Consider the following 17,345-nt stretch of genomic DNA (forward strand, 5'->3'; position numbering starts at 1 on the left):
AATTCTGGAGACATCTTTACAAACTCCAGCGGCTTAAAAAATTCAATTTTTTGCGCTGCCGATGTTCCATTCGACTAAGTATATTATCCAGCACTCGCAGCGTATCGCCAAGAAATGCGCCTTTATTCAGCATGACACACTCAGCCCTGACGCTCATAGCGGCATCGGTGATCTCCGGACGGGAAATCACTCCGCTTTTATTCAAGGTTTCCAGAACCTGAGTCGCCCAGATAACCGGCACTTGCGCCGCTGCGCACAGCCACAGAATATCTTCCTGAATTTCGGCCAAACGAACACTGCCTAATTCCACCGCCAAATCGCCGCGGGCGATCATCACGGCAAACGGAATCCGGTCGACATTCTTTAGCAGAATCGATCCCAGGTTGCGAACCCCTTCACGGGTTTCGATTTTTGCAATGATCGGCAAGTGTCCGGCTTGCAACGCCTGCAACTTCTGTTGCAGAACTTCAATATCGTCGACCTTCTGTACAAACGAGAGTGCCACCATGTCCGCATGCTCGGCAATGCAGTGCAGATCATGTTCATCCTTTTCGCTCAAAGGCGGCAACTGTAAAACCGTTTCCGGGAAGTTCACTCCTTTATCGGCTTTAATCTTCACTCCATTAGCGCCGGCAATATCTACCCTTAGCCAGACGCCATGTTCGTCGATATTTTCGATTCGGCAACCTAATTTACCGTCGTCAAACCACACCGACTGCCCCTCTTCCAATTGATCCAATATCTCAGGCAAGGTAATCGAGATGATCACCGGACGTATCTCACGGCCGTTTTCATCGTATTTCGCCGCGTGACAGTGACGATGAGTACGACTAATAAGAATCCGCTCACCTTTACGAACGCGGATATCCACCGGTTGACCGTCGAATTCCGGCAAGGCAAAACTGCCTAAATATTTTAGATTGCCCTTTTCACTGATGCGCTGCCAGCGGAATTCCATTTTCGGCACCAGATAACAGTTCTGCTCACAGACCCCCTTCCAGGTTCCATCCGATAGCGGTTGCTGCATACGAATCAGGCGTTTTTTACCGCGCGCATCCTCAAAGACGAATACATCGCCAACGTACAGTTCGTTCATCACCTCTTTAGGCAGAGGCAAATGCGGCACATTTTCCAAAAACGACGGCAAATCCTCCTGCGAAATTTCCTTGTGGTAAAACAGCACTTCTGCAGGAGCCAATAATTTTCCGGTCGGTTTTTTGCTGACTTTCAAATGCACCACCGCAGGACCGAGTACAAGATCGTTGGTACGCAATTTGTGACCGGCGAGGTCAAACATGATCTGAGCATCGATCCCCAGTTCTTTTTGCGCCTTGCGCACATGTTTGACCATCTGGCGCCATTCGGATTCGTTGTCATGCGCGCAATTAATGCGAAAACAGTCCGCACCGGCTTTTAACCATTCCTTAACCTGTTCACCGTTCCAGGCTGCCTGAGTCGGCAAGGTCACCATTATCCGCGAGCTTCGATGCCCCGAACGTTGCGGACCAAACAGGGCTTTGGTCTCTTCGCTCAAAATCTGCTCTGAAGGACAAAAATCGGCATACTCCAGCTGAAAATCACGCGAAGACAATTTCCCTAGAAGCGCCAAAACACCTTCCAAACCACTCATCACATTGGCTTCGGAATGCGCAAGGGAAGAGATCGAAAAAGAAGACAAGCGCTTTTGCAGATCCGTCAGATCGTGCTGACGCAATGCAATATACAGAGCAAGATTATATTGCCGCGCCGACGCCGTTCCGGGTGACAGCCCGATCTCGTTCAGCATCGTCTGCGCCTGCTCCACAATCAAACCGCGAAGCCGCAAAACCTCTTCGAATAAACTTTGAATTTCGGAATCGTCGTACCGCAAAGTCATTTAACCCCTGATCCTGATGCTAATTCTGGAAAACGACCTATTAAACCATGCCACTGTTTCAACAAAATGACACAAGTCAACTTCAAGACAAAATGACCACTTATTTCCCTGAAAAACCCATGGTTCCGCAGGACCATCAAACCGTAACAACCGAGTTATCAATGAGACAAAGTGTAAAGAAATGAAGAAAATCGTTTTACATTTTACCCATGTCGGATATAACCTACCTCTAACGCCGGAATGGAAAACTTCCGTGTCGAAAACCTGCCAAGGATTTTTTGACGACGATTTCCATAACGGCGAGATTGGGTAAATAAGAAAACCGAGAGTAACCGGGCTTTCAAACGGAAAGCGATTATCCAAGGCTTTCTTATTTAGCGCTAATGAAACTCATGTTTGACCGACCAAAGGGACTGCCTGGCAGCTATCATTCAACGCCGGAAACGGCTGACATGAAAATTTGCACGGCGACTCCGCAAACAAAAAAATCAAAAATAATTCTATGGAAAATCACGCAAATCTAGATTCCTTTATCGGAAAAGTTATCAACAACTTCCGTAAAAAACAGGGCCTGACGATCGCCGAAGTCTCCGAACAATCCAATATCAGCCGAGGCATGCTCAGTAAAATAGAAAACGGTCAGGTCTCTCCCAGCCTGGATTCGCTGTTAAGGATTTCGAAAACCCTTGGCGTACCGATTTCGGCTTTTTTCAAAGAGTTCGACTCCGAAGGCGAGAGTGCACAACTGGTGCGTGCCGACGAGCGCCTGGAAGTCGTGCGCCGCGGAACGAAAGTAGGGCACACCTATCATCTGCTTGCTTACGACACCGGTCCGAATAAAACCTTTGAGCCCTTCCTGATTTCACTCGACAACAAAAGTGAAATCTTCCCTTCCTTCAGCCATGAAGGAAAAGTCTTTATGTACTTGCTGGAAGGGGAAATGGCTTATCGTCACGGTAAATCGATCTACCAGATGAAACCTGGCGACTCCCTGACTTACGACGCATCGATCTCTCACGGACCGGAAGATTTGATTCAAGTACCGATCAAGTTTTTAAACATCATTATCTACGGCAACAGCGACAATACCTGATCTGCCACAGATGCACCAAAAAACCCTCCTCCCCCTTTTTGGTGCACTAATTCAGTTTCCTTTAAGTAAATTTTTGTTCTCAAAAGTAAAATAAAATCACTATACCGTTGAATTAAAAACACTTTTTCATTCTGGCAAGAAACTCTCTATTATCCACTCGGTATATTTGTTCCATACCAATCCCAGAGGGTGGACCTGCAAACCGCCCTCATTCTTCTAACCCCATTCTTCCTGGAGGTCGCTGATGAAATTAATCAAAGCGATCATACACCCTTACAGACTGTCCGAAGTCCGCGAAGCTTTAACCGAAATCGGTGTTAACGGACTGACAGTGAGTGAAGTGAAGGGATATGGTCGACAGAAGGGTCATTTGGAAATTTACCGTGGCACGGAATACGCCATCAATTTTATTCCGAAAGTCATGCTGGAGCTGGTAGTTCTCGACGAGCAACTTGAAGATGTGGTCTCCACGATTGCTTCGAGCGCCAAAACCGGAAAAGTCGGAGATGGAAAAATATTCGTATCTCCAGTCGACAATGCTGTGCGCATCCGGACTAACGAATCCGGTGAGGCAGCCCTTTAATTCAATTTACAAACTTAAACTTATGAGGGAACTCAACTGAGGTAACTTTATGGACAGCAACTTTTTACAACTCTCTTATGCTCTCGACACTTTCTATTTTCTAGTCAGTGCCGTCTTCGTCATGTGGATGGCCGCCGGCTTTGCCATGCTTGAAGCCGGTCTGGTCCGCAGCAAAAACACCGTTGAAATCCTGACTAAAAACGCCTTGCTATACAGCATTGCATGTACCGCCTATCTATTTGTCGGTTACAACGTGATGTATCCGGGAGATCCGATCAGCGCTTACCTGCCGAATCTGAGCTTCCTGCTAGGTGCCGACAATACAGTTGATGCCGTGATTGCCGGTGGCGACGACGCACCTTACTACTCAGGCATGTCCGACTTTATCTTCCAGGCGGTATTCGCTGCAGCAACCATGTCGATCGTATCCGGAGCCATTGCTGAACGTATGAAACTGTGGCCGTTCCTGATCTTTGCTATTGTCATGACCGCGATCATCTATCCGATGGAAGGTTACTGGAAATGGGGCGGCGGCTGGCTGGATCAGCTTGGCTTCCAGGATTTCGCCGGTTCCGTTGTCGTTCACATGGCCGGTGCCGCTGCCGCTCTGGCTGCCGTCATTATGGTCGGACCTCGTTTAGGTCGCTACGGACCACAAGGTGAAGTACGCGTGATTCCTGGTGCCAACCTGCCGATGGCAACGCTGGGGATGTTCATTCTATGGATGGGCTGGTTCGGATTTAACGGTGGTTCCGAGTTGAAAGTTGCCAATGTCGATGAAGCGAATGCGGTTGCGAAAATTTTCGTTAACACCAACGCTGCCGCGGCTGCCGGGATGATTGTTGCCGCTCTGTTGAGCAAAATCAAATTCGATAAAACCGATTTGACCATGGTCATCAACGGTGCTCTGGCCGGTCTGGTTGCCATCACCGCCGAGCCTTTGGCTCCGTCTCCAGGACTGGCGGTCTTCGTCGGAGCCGTCGGTGGCGCGATCGTCTTCTTCTCGGTTCTATTGATGGATAAAATCAAACTTGACGATCCGGTCGGTGCGATCTCGGTTCACGGTACCGTTGGTATCTGGGGTATCTTCGCGGTATTATTCAGTAACGAAGATGCAACATTTATGGGTCAGCTGATCGGAACGGTCGCAACCTTTGCATGGATGTTCGTCGCGTCTCTAATCGTTCTGTATATCATCGATAAGACTATGGGACTGCGCCCATCCAAAGAGGAAGAGCTGGAAGGTATGGACTTCAAAGAATGCGGAATGGAAGCCTACCCTGAGTTTGACCATAAACAATAAGATATCCAACTGGATCTCTTAAAGTCAAAGGCCGCTTAATGCGGCCTTTTTACTTAACGTAAACCAATACCGAACGGAAATAAAAAACAGGAAACATCCATGACGATTTTAATTCAACCGGCGCAACCGCAAGACATCTCTCCGATGGTCGAACTGCTGCGTATTCTGTTTGCCATCGAGGTCGATTTCAACTTCGATCCAGTTAAACATCGAACAGCATTCGAACACATCGTCGCAGACGAAAACTGTGGCGCCTTGCTGGCTCTCAGCGAAGACAAGGTTATCGGCATGTGCACGGCCCAATGGGTCTATTCAACTGCCACCGGACAGAAATCCGCCTGGATCGAAGACGTGATCGTCCACCCCGATTTTCAGGGTAAAGGTGTCGGACACCTGTTAATGGAAGCGATCACCCAATGGTGCCGCAACAATGGCTGCAACCGCATGCAACTGGCTTATGACCTGCAAAATCAGGCTGCAATCCATTTTTATCTAAAACAGGAATTTACCAAGACCCAGCTCGGAATTTTCAGCAAGCCGATTTAATTTGTACTTAGGCTGTATGGTTTGCTTTAAAGAAAGGAATATAGAGGTAAGCCGAAAAGAAGCACGGGCAATCAACCGACCCCCCGTCTGGAACAACACTTGGATATTTAAACCCTTTGAGCGGCCGAAGACAGATAATCCAGCAGTGCAAACAGCACCGGCCGAACCGTTTCCGCTTTCCGCTCAACGTCCGCCATCATCTTCTCGGGGCTCTGCACATAATCGCCTTCGACCATCTGCCCGCCGATTTCATCGATCCACTCTTGAATCTCTTTGCGTGTGACTTCGGGATGACACTGCAGACCGATAATCCGATCACCGATCTGAAAGCCCTGATTTGCGCAGACGCCGCTTTGAATCAAACGTTTCGCTCCCGGAGGCAATTCGAAAGTTTCGCCGTGCCAGTTAAAAATCTCCAATGAGGCGGGAAAGTGAAATACGGAGTCATCTTCAATCACCTTTTCGATCTGATGCCAACCGATTTCCACCTCAGGATTATTGGTGACTTTCGCCCCCAAAGCGGTGGCGATCAATTGCCCGCCGAGGCAGATTCCCAACAACGGCAGATCTTCGGCGATCACTTGGCGGATAAAGACTTTTTCGCCAACCAACCATGGATAGTCATCCTCATCGTTTACACTCATCGGACCACCCAGAACAATCACCATATCAATCATATCCAAAGCGGGATAACAAAATCCCTCTTCATATAAATTGACGTAATGAATCTCAGCAGCACGTTCTTTAAGCCAAAGTTCTATCTGCCCCAAACGCTCGAAAGGAGCATGAACCAAAACGGCAACTTTCATATTTCTGTTTCCTCCAACAGTAAAAAAACCATGCATCCAAAACGGATAGCATGGCATTCAAAGTAAAAATAGAACTTGGGTATAAACGCTTGACGACGCTTAGGACGAAAAATACGTGCTTTGCTGATGGCGTTCGCAGGCTACCAGAGTATTTTCCAGCAAGGTCGCGATGGTCATGGGACCTACCCCGCCGGGAACCGGCGTAACATAACCGGCAATATCTAAAGCCGCCGTATCGACGTCACCGGTCAGGGTACCGTCTGGCAAACGATTGATACCGACATCGATCACAATGCACCCGGGTTTCAACCAGTCGGCCGGGATGAATCCGGGTTTACCGACTGCAACCACCAGAATATCCGCCATCCCGACATGAGTTTGCAGATCTTCGGTAAAACGGTGGCAGACCGTTGTAGTGGCTCCGGCCAAAAGCAGTTCCAACGACATCGGTCGTCCGACGATATTCGAGGCTCCGACAATGACCGCATGCTTGCCCTTCGCCGATAAACCGTAATGGTTTAACAGCGTAATACAACCATAGGGTGTACACGGGCGCAAAGTCGGCATTCGCACCGTCAAACGCCCGATATTGTATGGATGGAAACCATCGACATCCTTGTCCGGATGGATACTTTCGATCACCGTTTCCGCCTCAATATGCTCCGGAAGCGGCAGCTGCACCAGAATGCCGTCAATCGAATGGTCTTCATTCAATTGTTTGATCAGTGCCAGCAACTCCGCCTGAGTCGTCGTGGACGGCCAGTGCCAGGACTTGGAAACGAACCCCACCTCCTCGCACGCCTTTTTCTTGCTGTTGACATAGACCGAAGATGCCGGATCGTCACCGATCAAAACCACCGCCAGTCCCGGCGCTCTCAATCCTTGAGAACGCCGCATATCCACCTGCTCCTTGATCTTGGCACGCACCGCTTTGGAAACCGCCTTTCCGTCAATAATCTTCGCACTCATGCTTCACAACTCCGAGGTATTTACCTTGACAAAGGCCCGAACAAACTCACACCGCCTTCAATAACCGGATCGACCGGGAATCCAGTCTGTACCGGCCAGAGGCACGCCGGCCATAGCCGCCGCCTCTACGTTCAAGGCTACCAGATCTTCCGGCTCAAGATTATGAAGATGTGACTTACCACAGGCACGCGCCAGCGTTTGTGCTTCCATCGTCAAAACATGCAGATAATTTGCCAAACGGCGACCGGCTTCTTCCGGGTTCAAACGCGATGCCAGTTCCGTATCCTGAGTCGAAATTCCCGCCGGACATTTCCCTTCATGATAGTCGTCGTAAAAACCGGCAGCCGAGCCGATTTTACGGTACTCCTCATCCCACTTCGGATGGTTACAACCAAGGGCAACCAACGCCGCCGTTCCGATCGCAACCGCATCCGCACCCAGCGCCATCGCTTTGGCAACATCGGCACCGCTGCGAATACCGCCGGAGACGATCAGTTGCACCTTGCGATGCATATCCATTTCCTGCAAAGCGCGCACCGCCTGCGGAATGGCCGCCATGGTCGGAATCCCGACGTGTTCGATAAAGACATCCTGCGTCGCGGCCGTACCGCCCTGCATACCGTCGACGACGATTACATCCGCTCCGGCCTTAACCGCCAGTTTGACATCGTAATAGGTACGGGTTGCACCGACTTTAATATAGATCGGCACTTTCCAATCGGTGATTTCGCGCAATTCAAGAATCTTGATTGCCAGATCGTCCGGCCCGGTCCAGTCAGGGTGACGACACGCACTGCGCTGATCGATACCTTTCGGCAGGTTACGCATCTGCGCCACACGATCGGTGATCTTCTGCCCGAGCAACATACCGCCGCCGCCCGGCTTGGCACCTTGGCCCAGCACCACTTCGATGGCATCGGCTTTACGCAGATCGTCCGGATTCATTCCGTAGCGCGACGGCAGATATTGATACACCAGAGTTTTTGAAGTTTTGCGCTCTTCCGGAGTCATCCCGCCGTCACCGGTAGTGGTACTGGTTCCGACCATGTTCGCACCGCGCCCCAAAGCCTCTTTGGCATTTGCCGAAAGTGCACCGAAACTCATCCCGGCAATCGTTACCGGAATATCCAGTTTGATCGGATTCTTGGCGAAGCGCGTCCCCAAAGTTACGTCCGTTCCGCACTTCTCGCGATACCCCTCCAGAGGGTAACGAGACATACTGGCACCTAAAAACAGCAGATCGTCAAAATGCGGTACTTTGCGCTTGGCTCCGAAACCGCGGATATCGTAAATACCGGTTTCCGCAGCACGCTGAATTTCATGAATGACATCGCGACTGAATGTAGCCGATTCGATTAATCCTGGTTTTTCCATTGTCATAACAGACTCCTTTATTCTCTATCGACTCAATTTAGTAAGCTGATGCATTATCAACTTTGAAGGTATACAACTGTCTAGCAGAACCGTAACGGGTAAAATCGTGCGGATCGTCGTCACAACCGGCTTCTTTCAAAAGTGCGGAAAGCTCTTCGACGTGTTCCGGACGCATCTCTTTTTCAATGCAATCCGCTCCCAGAGAAGCCACCGTTCCTTTGACATACAAATGAGCTTCATACAATGAATCGCCCAAAGCTTCCCCGGCGTCACCGCAAACCACCAGACAACCGGACTGTCCCATAAAAGCGCTCATGTGGCCGACCGACCCTTTAACGACAATGTTCACTCCTTTCATCGAAATACCGCAACGCGCCGCCGCATCGCCGTCCACCACCAGCAGACCGCCGTGCGCGGTCGCTGCAGCCGACTGACTGGCATTGCCTTTAACATGCACCTTGCCGGACATCATGTTTTCGGCAAGCCCCTGTCCGGCATTACCGTTAATGACGATTTCAGCTTCTTTATTCATGCCGGCGCAAAAATAGCCGACATGACCGTTTAGAGTAATCTTGGCAGGCTGATCCATACCGACGGCAATATTATGGTCGCCACTGATACCGTTGACGACAACTTCGGTTTCCTGATCTTTCGGCAGATCGTGCAGAGCTTGATTCACTTCACGAACCGAATGGGTTTTTAAATCGAATTCCATGGTAATTCCTTTATCTTTATACGTATTCCGTCGTTAATTAGCCTTTGCCCCAGAAATAAACTTTGCCCGGATCCGGTTCCCACAGTTTGGCGTTTTCGATCCCCGGCAAAGTCGACAAGGCGTGATACTCGGAAGCCATTGCCACATAGTCGTCCGTCTCCGCCATCACCGCCGGCTTACAGGCGATCGGATCGCGAACTACCGCAAAACCGTCCTTGGTTCCGACGGTAAAGGTAAAGAAACCGTCCAGATCTTCGATGGCACCTTGCAAAGCTTCTTCAACGCTGGCACCTTCGCGCAGACGCCAGGTCAGATAGCCGGCCGCGACTTCGGAATCGTTTTCGGTTTCGAAATGAATCCCCTTGTGTTCCAGCTCTTCACGCAAACGGTTATGGTTCGACAAGGAACCGTTATGCACCAGACACAAATCCATCCCGGTCGAGAACGGATGCGAACCTTCCATGGTCACGCCGCTTTCGGTCGCCATACGCGTATGACCGACAATATGGGTACCTTTCATCCCCGCCAGGTTGAAACGCTCAGCAATGTTTTCCGGCAGACCGACTTCTTTGAGAATTTCGATCGAGCGTCCGACGCTCATAATGCGAATACTCGAATCGAACTCTTCGATCACTTTACGTACCGGTTCTTCTTCCGCCGCCAATTTCAAAACCGCTGCATTGGCGTTATGCAATACCGATACCGAAGTGCCGAAGGTCTCTTCCAGCAAACTCGCCAGATCGTGCCAAGGGTAATGTTCGTCTTCATGCTGCAGCGTCAGCTTGATCATATCTTCGGACACTTCATCACCGTAAATGGCAAATCCGGCACTATCCGGGCCACGCCCGGTCATGGCAATAATCATCGGCTCGAACAGCTTGCCGAGCTGACTCTCAAGTGCGCTATTTTTCAAATACAACCCTACAATTCCACACATGCGCCTTCTCCTTTAAAAATACTCTGCATAACGGTTCAATTCCCAATCGGATACATGACGCTGGTATTCGACCCATTCCATGCGTTTAACATTGATAAATTCTTTAATAAAACTACTTCCGAACTGCTCTTCAAACAGCGGATCCGCTTCCAGCTCATCCAACGCTTCCGATAGAGACTGCGGCAAAGTATCGATACCCAGTTCTTTAAGCTCTTCGAAAGACAACGCATAGTGGTTAATGTTGTGCGGCGAGCCAGGATCAAGCTTTTTCGCTACGCCGTCCAGACCGGCTGCGATAATCGCTGCAGTCACCAGGTACGGGTTGGAACCGGTATCCGGCAAGCGGAATTCCAGACGACCGTACGGAATACGCACCATCGCCGAGCGGTTGTTGTCGCCGTAGCTGATAAATGCCGGCGCCCAGGTCGCCCCGGAAAGCGAACGCCCTACCACCAGACGCTTGTAGGAATTGACCGTCGGTGCGGCAAAGGCGCACAAGGACTTGGCGTGATGCATCAAACCGCCCAAGAAGTGGTAAGCCAGCTCCGATAAACCAAGATTATTTTCGTCGGATTCATCCTTAAACAGATTGTTGCCGTCGGCATCGGTGATCGACAGATGGAAGTGGAAACCGTTACCGGTACGGTTGGCATTCGGTTTCGGCATAAACGAGCAGATCATGCCCATTTCGTTGGCGATTTCGCTTCCGGCCATACGTACGAACGTAATGCGGTCCGCCGAGGTCTTGGCGTCCGAATAGGTGTAATTGATTTCAAACTGACCGTTGGCATCTTCATGGTCGATCTGATAGACATCGAAACCGACCTGCTGTAAAGAGTCGACAAACTTCTCCAGGAAAGCACGCGAGCGCGACAAACCTTTATAGTCGTAACACGGCTTATCCAATATATCGCTGTCGTCGAACGGAACCAGATGGCCGGTTTCACTACGCTTCAACAGACTGAACTCCGGTTCTATGCCGGTATTTAAAGTCCAGCCTTTTTCCGCCAGGCGCTCGATCTGCTGCAACATGATGTAACGGGTATCGTACTCGTAAGGTTCGTCATTAACATAGCCGGTACAAGCAACACGCGCATAACCAGGCTGCCAAGGAATAATGCTCAGGGTACTCAAGTCGGCCTTAGCCATATAATCGGCACTGTGCGGTTCCATACCCATACCCCAGACCGCGAACCCGGCAAATCCCGCGCCATCTTCTACAATATCTTCCAGACAGCAGGCTGGCACAGATTTGGTTTTTGCGACACCATGGATGTCGACAAATTGAGCCAGGATGAATTTAATCTGGTTGTCTTCTAAGAATTTTTTCGCTTCTTCAATCGTCATTTTCGCGCTCCGTTTTGAGAAAAGGGGATGTTTCAATCTGCTTGGTTAAGGTTTCGAGCAAGTAGTGACCGAAAGTCGGATCACACCCTAGAATGAGCGGCTTGCCCTCTTCCGGAATCAATAACCAGGCGGAAATCCCAGCCATCGCAACCATCAGAAAATCACCCGGACAACTCTGACGAAAATCGTAAATACAGACTTCCGCCATTAAGTTTTTCCAGTTTCCTGCCACTTCGAAAATTGCATCCCCTCTGCGGAACGCATATTGATTATGTTCTGTCGAAACACTGACCGAACCGTCGGCACAAACATACAGCTCTTCTTCACCCAGCTTGGCGACGAATTGATTCTCCGCCAAAGATTTGTATTGGAAGACCTGCAGATCCGCCGCATCGAACGACGCCAATATTTCGTTTAATTTCTTGCCGCGAAGATGAAGCAATCCCGGCACGTTTTTTTGAGAAATCTGCAAACTCATGCCGCGGCTCCCTGTTCTTTGTTATGAACTTCTTCGTCTGGCTTCTGCAACAATCCGTCCGGGTCATAGAAAGGGGTTTTCACCACCTTGGCTTTAACCAGCCGGCCGTCGCTTAACTTGATGTGCAATTCGCCATCCGGCTTGGAATAATCGATCGAGATCATCGCCAAGCCGATCACTTTGCCAAGAGCTGCACTGCGGCCGATGCTGGTGACTCGTCCGATCATCTCGCCATCTTCAATAAGCAGATTCGACTCCAGCGGCATGGCATTTCTGTCGGCAGACAACAGCTCGAAACCGACCAGAATCCGCTGCTGTTCGTTTTTCAACTTCATCAGACTCGGCTTGCCCAGGAAGTACGGCTTTTTAAAATGCACCGACCACGGCATATTGGCTTCGAACGGATTGGTCAGACCGTCGGTGTCCTGACCGACGATAATGTGGCCTTTTTCCAAACGCAGCATTCTCTGCGCTTCGACACCGAACGGCTTAATCGAGAATGCCTCTCCGACACGCATCAGCTCATCCCAAACCTGTAGTGCATCCATCGAGTCGACATGGATTTCATATCCCAGTTCGCCGACGAACCCGACTCGGATCAAGGTCGCATCCACACCTGCTACCTTGGCTCGGCGCATCACCAGATACGGGAAGCCTTCGTTCGACAGATCCAGATCGGTCAGTTGCGACAGAATCTTGCGACTGTTCGGTCCGGCCAGGTTCATGGCACCGATCTGCCCGGTACGGTTCAGAACCGTTACCTGCAAGCCCCATTCGATCACTTTCTTTTGAATCATTCGATAAGCGGAGTCCGACGACGAAGTCGTAGTAGTCACATAAAAATGCTCGTCCGAATAACGCACTGCAACCCCATCGTCGATAACCACGCCGGAATCGTCGACCATCAACGCATAACGGCTGGCGCCGATTGCCATATTCGACATGCGCATGGTGTACAGACGATCCATTAATTCGACGGCATCCTTACCGAACACCTCCAACTTGCCCAAAGTGGACACGTCGATCAGACCGACCGAACCTCTCACTGCCGCGACTTCCGCGGCAATCGATGCTTCGCGGCTTGCTTCGCTTGGATAATATTCCGGTCTCAACCAGTTACCGGCTTCCATAAAACAGGCGTTCACTGACTGATGAAAAGCATGCATCGGCGTCAGACGTTCCGGACGGAAACGCATCCCCGCCAGATGGGAAACCGGCGTAGGATGAAACATCGGTCTGGCCGTCGTCGAGCCGGTCTGATCGATGGTTTTACCGGTCAATTTCGCCAGAATACGAATGCCGTTCATATTGCTGTGCTTGCCCTGACTCGGCCCCATACCGATAGTCGAGAAGCGTTTCATCAATTCAATATTGTCGAAACCTTGCGCAATCGCCCCTTTCAAATCTTTGAACTGGATATCTTCGTCGAAATCGACAAACTCTTTGCCTTTCGGGTGCTGCCAGATCGGATAAGGATGAGAATGCGCCATCTGCGCCGCATAATCATTCAATTCCGGAGTCTCTTTACCCTGCATATACAAGGCTGCCGCCAGTCCGGCTTGCTCGCCGTCTTTGAATTGATCCAGAATATCGAAAACACCGTTAATTCGACCGCAGGCATAGACCCCTTCCGGCAGAGAAACCGGCAGTAACTGCTCTAGCGTATGGCTGTAGGCGAATTTCGTTCCCGCCTGATACAGCGGCGCTCCGGCCGGTGCCCAACCAACACTCATTAATAAGCCGTCGCACGCCAGCTGTTTTGCAACCCCGTCCACAGAGAAAGTTACGGCTTGCAACGCTTTTCTACCGCTCGCCTCAACGATCGTCGCATGCTCAAATACCGGAATGCCCGACTGTCTGGCCTGCTCAACCCATTCGCTGTCCGTGCTGCCAGTATCAAGAATCGCTTTAACTACCAGACCGTTTTTGTGCATATCCAGCGCCGCACGATAACCTTCAGGATTGGCCGTCAGAATGACTGCTTCTTTGCAGGGCGCTACCGCATAGCGTGACATCAGACGCTGCGCCGCCGAAGCATTCATTACACCCGGCAAATCGTTATTGCGAAACACCGCCGGTTGTTCGAAGACACCGGTCGCCACCACGACCGACTGAGCGGATAATTTAATCAATCCCTGATCGGTGTTGACCGCCAACCAGTGGTCGCCGTAATAACCTGCGACATAAGCCGAAGCAATCACCTGAATATTCGCCATCGACTCGATGGTCGATTTCAGAGACGAACGCGTTTCAGACAGAGCTTCTTCATTGACATACTGATAATCCAACGAACCGCCGATATAAGGATTCTCGTCAATCAGACAAACGTCGACACCCTGTTCGGCCGCAGCAATTGCTGCCGCCATTCCGGAAGGCCCGGCACCGATAATCGCCACATCACAGTGACGGTAACGTTTTGGCTGGCGACTCTCCGTCCAGCTGGTATCGACCTTGCCCAGACCGGCCATTTCACGGATCAATCGCTCCCATTTAGGAAACAGGAATTTCGGCGAATAGAAAGCCCGATAGTAGAAACCGACCGGCAGAAATTTTCCGATCAGCTCAACCAGCGAGCCTTTGTCACTGGCCAGAGAACCGAAAGTATTGACAGCGGTAAACATCTGTCCTTCCTGCACGGGAGTAACATCGCCGCGAACATTCGGCATGTCCGGCGCCTGAAACAAGGCGTTGACATCATGATTGGCAAAACTCAACAGACCGCGACGGCGATGGTATTTGAAACTGCGTCCCAGAACCTTACTGCCTTCGGACCACAAAGCACTACTGGCAACATCTCCGGCAAAACCGGTCACCTCTTTGCCCTCAAATGTGAAGGTCAGAGGATTCTTGCGATCGATCCACTCCAACGGTTGCGGCGAAAGTCTAAGCTTCATTTGATATTCCCTTATTCGCAAAATCGACCTTGGTAATTCGATCGGTCAACGTATTTCGTTCAAACAAAAACCAAATTCCCGTTGGGCGGTGATACCACCATTCAATCTGGGTTTTCGGCGCACCGTTATGATAAAAAACATAGTCGGCCCACTCCTTCTCGGAGACAGTTTCCTGATCCGGCTCCCGCTCTAAACGACCGCCGTAGTTAAACTCGCTCAAAGCACGTCTACCCAGACTTGGACAAGTGACAAATTTCATAATATTTCTCCCGCGTCCTTTAATGTCCGACCGAGGCCGCGCCTTTTTCGCCGACCAGTTCAAATTTCGAATAGCGATCCAGACTGAACGGCTTGATCAACTCATGCGGCATATCGTTCGCCACCGTATAAGCCATGGTTTTGCCGCTGACCGGCGTCGCCTTAAAGCCCCAGGTTCCCCAACCGGCATCCAGGTAGAAACCTTCCACGTCGGTTTTGCCCATAATCGGCGCAAAATCCGGAGTAATGTCGCTCATGCCTGCCCACTGACGCATGATCTTCAAGCGACTGGTAAACGGAAACAGGTCCATCATCTGATCGGTCAACCCTTCGACAAAATCCAATGTCGAGCGCGTAGAGTGTAGTTCTGCCGGGTCGACCGACGCCCCCATGACCAACTCGCCACGCGACGACTGGCTGACATAAACATGCAAGCTGCCGGAAACCACGATGGTGTCCATAAACGGCTTAACCGGCTCGGTCACACACGCTTGCAAAGGGAAAATCTCGATCGGGGTTTCTATATCAAGCATTTCGGTGATTCTCGGCGTCGAACCGGCTACCATCGACACCACTTTTTTAGCCTCGATAAAACCGCGGTCGGTTTCGACACCAACCACTTTGCCGCCTTTGGTTTTAATATCGGTCACGCGAGTTTTCTGATGAATCTCCACCCCGCGCATCTGCGCACCGCGGGCATAGCCCCAGGCAACCGCATCATGCCGTGCGACCGAACCTGGCGCATGGTACAAAGCTCCCATCACCGGATGCTGACCATTGCAGCTCATATCCATGTACGGCACTTCTTTTTTAATGGTATCGACATCGACCACTTCGCTGTCGATGCCGTGATGTTTATTGACCTCGGCACGCCATCTCATGGTGCGCATGGCACTGTCTGTGTGCGCCAAAGTAAAGTGGCCGCGCGTCGAATAGAAAATATTCAAATCGAAGTCGTCGCTCAAATCTTCAAACAGTTTTAAGCTCTCGTCATAAAACTTAACCCCTTCCGAAGTCAGGTAATTGGAACGTACGATGGTGGTGTTACGACCGGTATTTCCTCCGCCGATATAACCTTGCTCCAACACGGCAACATTAGTGATACCGTGCTCTTTAGCCAGGTAATAAGCACAGGCCATACCGTGACCTCCGCCACCTATAATCACGACGTCATAGGCTTTTTTCAGCGGCTTTTCATCGGGGAAAAAGCGCGGTTCGTCTTCCGATTTTTTCCAGGCATATTTAACTAATCTGAGCGGCATTTTGCCTCCTAAGCGAACACGACAGTCTTATTGCCGTAAACCAATACACGATCTTGCAGGTGATACTTCAAGCCGCGTGCCAAAACGTTCTTTTCGACATCCTTGCCAAGCACCACCATCTGATCAGCCGATTCGCTGTGCGAGACCCGAGCAACATCCTGCTCGATAATCGGTCCGGCATCCAGATCTTCGGTAACGTAATGACAAGTTGCGCCGATCAATTTCACACCGCGTTCATACGCTTGGTGATACGGCTTAGCGCCGATAAAGGAAGGCAGAAAGCTATGATGAATATTGATGATCTGACCGGGATATTTCTGACACAATTCAGGCGGAATAATCTGCATATAACGCGCCAGCACAATGGTGTCGGCCTCATAGTGCTCAACCCAGCGAACCACTTCGGCAAACGCCATAGGTTTGTTCTCGGGAGTAACCGGGACATGAATGTACGGAATGCCGTACCACTCGACCAGCCCCTTCATATCCAAATGATTGGAAATGACGCACGGAATATCATACTCAAGCTCTCCACTGCTCCAGCGATATAGAAGATCCGCCAGACAGTGATCCTGTTTGCTGACCATCAAGATGACGCGTTTTTTCACACAAGTCGAATTCAACTTCCAGCTCATCTGAAACTCATCGGCAATTTTCGAGAATCCTTCCCTGAACTCCTCGTCACTGATCTGAATATCGGTGATTTCATTACGCATGAAAAACTGCCCTGAATAGGTATCGGCGTGGTGATTCGCTTCCGCGATCATGCAATTATGCTCTGCAAGAAAAGAGGAGACTCTCGCCACTATTCCGACTCGATCCGGGCAAGAAATCGTTAACACATATGAATTCCTTTCCATTATTTTTCCTTTCAAGAAACTTTAATTCATATAATAAATAT

General features: G+C 50.4%; 16 protein-coding genes. 4 read left to right on the top strand and 12 right to left on the bottom strand.

Annotation, left to right across the window (positions count from 1 at the left end):
* Nucleotides 1-16: 16 nt before the first annotated feature.
* Nucleotides 17-1,876 (bottom strand): pyruvate kinase, encoded by a 1,860-nt coding sequence (locus H8792_RS06450; RefSeq protein WP_185978126.1) that lies wholly within the window; start codon nucleotides 1,874-1,876, stop codon nucleotides 17-19.
* 502 nt (nucleotides 1,877-2,378) lie between these two features.
* On the opposite strand from H8792_RS06450, the gene H8792_RS06455 reads away from it, so the two are divergent.
* The 4 genes from H8792_RS06455 (at nucleotide 2,379) to H8792_RS06470 (ending at nucleotide 5,401) form a co-directional block, all read left to right on the top strand.
* On the top strand, nucleotides 2,379-2,969 hold the full coding sequence (locus tag H8792_RS06455; protein WP_185978127.1) for a helix-turn-helix domain-containing protein: 591 nt from the start codon (nucleotides 2,379-2,381) through the stop codon (nucleotides 2,967-2,969).
* 244 nt (nucleotides 2,970-3,213) lie between these two features.
* On the top strand, nucleotides 3,214-3,552 hold the full coding sequence (locus H8792_RS06460; protein WP_185978128.1) for a P-II family nitrogen regulator: 339 nt from the start codon (nucleotides 3,214-3,216) through the stop codon (nucleotides 3,550-3,552).
* 49 nt (nucleotides 3,553-3,601) lie between these two features.
* Entirely contained in the window at nucleotides 3,602-4,855 is a 1,254-nt protein-coding gene (locus H8792_RS06465) for an ammonium transporter (protein ID WP_185978129.1), read from the top strand.
* A gap of 99 nt (nucleotides 4,856-4,954) precedes the next feature.
* Nucleotides 4,955-5,401: a GNAT family N-acetyltransferase gene (locus tag H8792_RS06470; protein ID WP_185978130.1), complete on the top strand. Its 447-nt coding sequence runs from the start codon at nucleotides 4,955-4,957 to the stop codon at nucleotides 5,399-5,401.
* A gap of 107 nt (nucleotides 5,402-5,508) precedes the next feature.
* Here the strand turns inward: H8792_RS06470 and H8792_RS06475 are convergent, their stop codons facing one another.
* The 11 genes from H8792_RS06475 to purU all read right to left on the bottom strand — a co-directional run bounded on the left by H8792_RS06475 (nucleotide 5,509) and on the right by purU (nucleotide 17,304).
* A complete protein-coding gene (locus H8792_RS06475; protein ID WP_185978131.1) occupies nucleotides 5,509-6,210 on the bottom strand; it encodes a type 1 glutamine amidotransferase in 702 nt (233 codons plus the stop codon).
* Nucleotides 6,211-6,309: 99 nt separating this feature from the next.
* Nucleotides 6,310-7,179: a bifunctional methylenetetrahydrofolate dehydrogenase/methenyltetrahydrofolate cyclohydrolase FolD gene (gene folD, locus H8792_RS06480; protein ID WP_185978132.1), complete on the bottom strand. Its 870-nt coding sequence runs from the start codon at nucleotides 7,177-7,179 to the stop codon at nucleotides 6,310-6,312.
* Between the two features lie 57 nt (nucleotides 7,180-7,236).
* Complete coding sequence (locus H8792_RS06485; protein ID WP_185978133.1) at nucleotides 7,237-8,559, bottom strand: FMN-binding glutamate synthase family protein; 1,323 nt, start codon at nucleotides 8,557-8,559, stop codon at nucleotides 7,237-7,239.
* A 31-nt stretch (nucleotides 8,560-8,590) separates the two neighbouring features.
* Nucleotides 8,591-9,268 (bottom strand): GltB/FmdC/FwdC-like GXGXG domain-containing protein, encoded by a 678-nt coding sequence (locus H8792_RS06490; RefSeq protein ID WP_185978134.1) that lies wholly within the window; start codon nucleotides 9,266-9,268, stop codon nucleotides 8,591-8,593.
* A gap of 37 nt (nucleotides 9,269-9,305) precedes the next feature.
* Nucleotides 9,306-10,205 carry a class II glutamine amidotransferase gene (locus H8792_RS06495; RefSeq protein ID WP_185978135.1) on the bottom strand — a complete coding sequence of 300 codons (900 nt, stop codon included), beginning with the start codon at nucleotides 10,203-10,205 and terminating at the stop codon, nucleotides 9,306-9,308.
* 12 nt (nucleotides 10,206-10,217) lie between these two features.
* Nucleotides 10,218-11,552 carry a type III glutamate--ammonia ligase gene (gene glnT, locus H8792_RS06500; RefSeq protein WP_185978136.1) on the bottom strand — a complete coding sequence of 445 codons (1,335 nt, stop codon included), beginning with the start codon at nucleotides 11,550-11,552 and terminating at the stop codon, nucleotides 10,218-10,220.
* Nucleotides 11,542-12,030, bottom strand: a complete 489-nt coding sequence (locus H8792_RS06505) for a hypothetical protein (RefSeq protein ID WP_185978137.1) — start codon at nucleotides 12,028-12,030, stop codon at nucleotides 11,542-11,544. The genes glnT and H8792_RS06505 overlap by 11 nt, the downstream gene beginning before the upstream one ends.
* On the bottom strand, nucleotides 12,027-14,924 hold the full coding sequence (locus H8792_RS06510; protein WP_185978138.1) for a glycine cleavage T C-terminal barrel domain-containing protein: 2,898 nt from the start codon (nucleotides 14,922-14,924) through the stop codon (nucleotides 12,027-12,029). Before H8792_RS06510 ends, H8792_RS06505 begins: the two co-directional genes overlap by 4 nt.
* Nucleotides 14,914-15,183: a sarcosine oxidase subunit delta gene (locus H8792_RS06515; RefSeq protein ID WP_185978139.1), complete on the bottom strand. Its 270-nt coding sequence runs from the start codon at nucleotides 15,181-15,183 to the stop codon at nucleotides 14,914-14,916. Before H8792_RS06515 ends, H8792_RS06510 begins: the two co-directional genes overlap by 11 nt.
* 19 nt (nucleotides 15,184-15,202) lie before the next feature.
* Nucleotides 15,203-16,444, bottom strand: a complete 1,242-nt coding sequence (locus H8792_RS06520) for an FAD-dependent oxidoreductase (protein WP_185978140.1) — start codon at nucleotides 16,442-16,444, stop codon at nucleotides 15,203-15,205.
* Between the two features lie 8 nt (nucleotides 16,445-16,452).
* Nucleotides 16,453-17,304, bottom strand: coding sequence for a formyltetrahydrofolate deformylase (gene purU / locus H8792_RS06525; protein ID WP_185978141.1), 852 nt, complete (start codon nucleotides 17,302-17,304; stop codon nucleotides 16,453-16,455).
* Nucleotides 17,305-17,345 lie beyond the last annotated feature (41 nt).

The sequence above is a fragment of the Thiomicrorhabdus heinhorstiae genome (genome assembly GCF_013391765.2).
GTDB lineage: Bacteria > Pseudomonadota > Gammaproteobacteria > Thiomicrospirales > Thiomicrospiraceae > Thiomicrorhabdus > Thiomicrorhabdus heinhorstiae.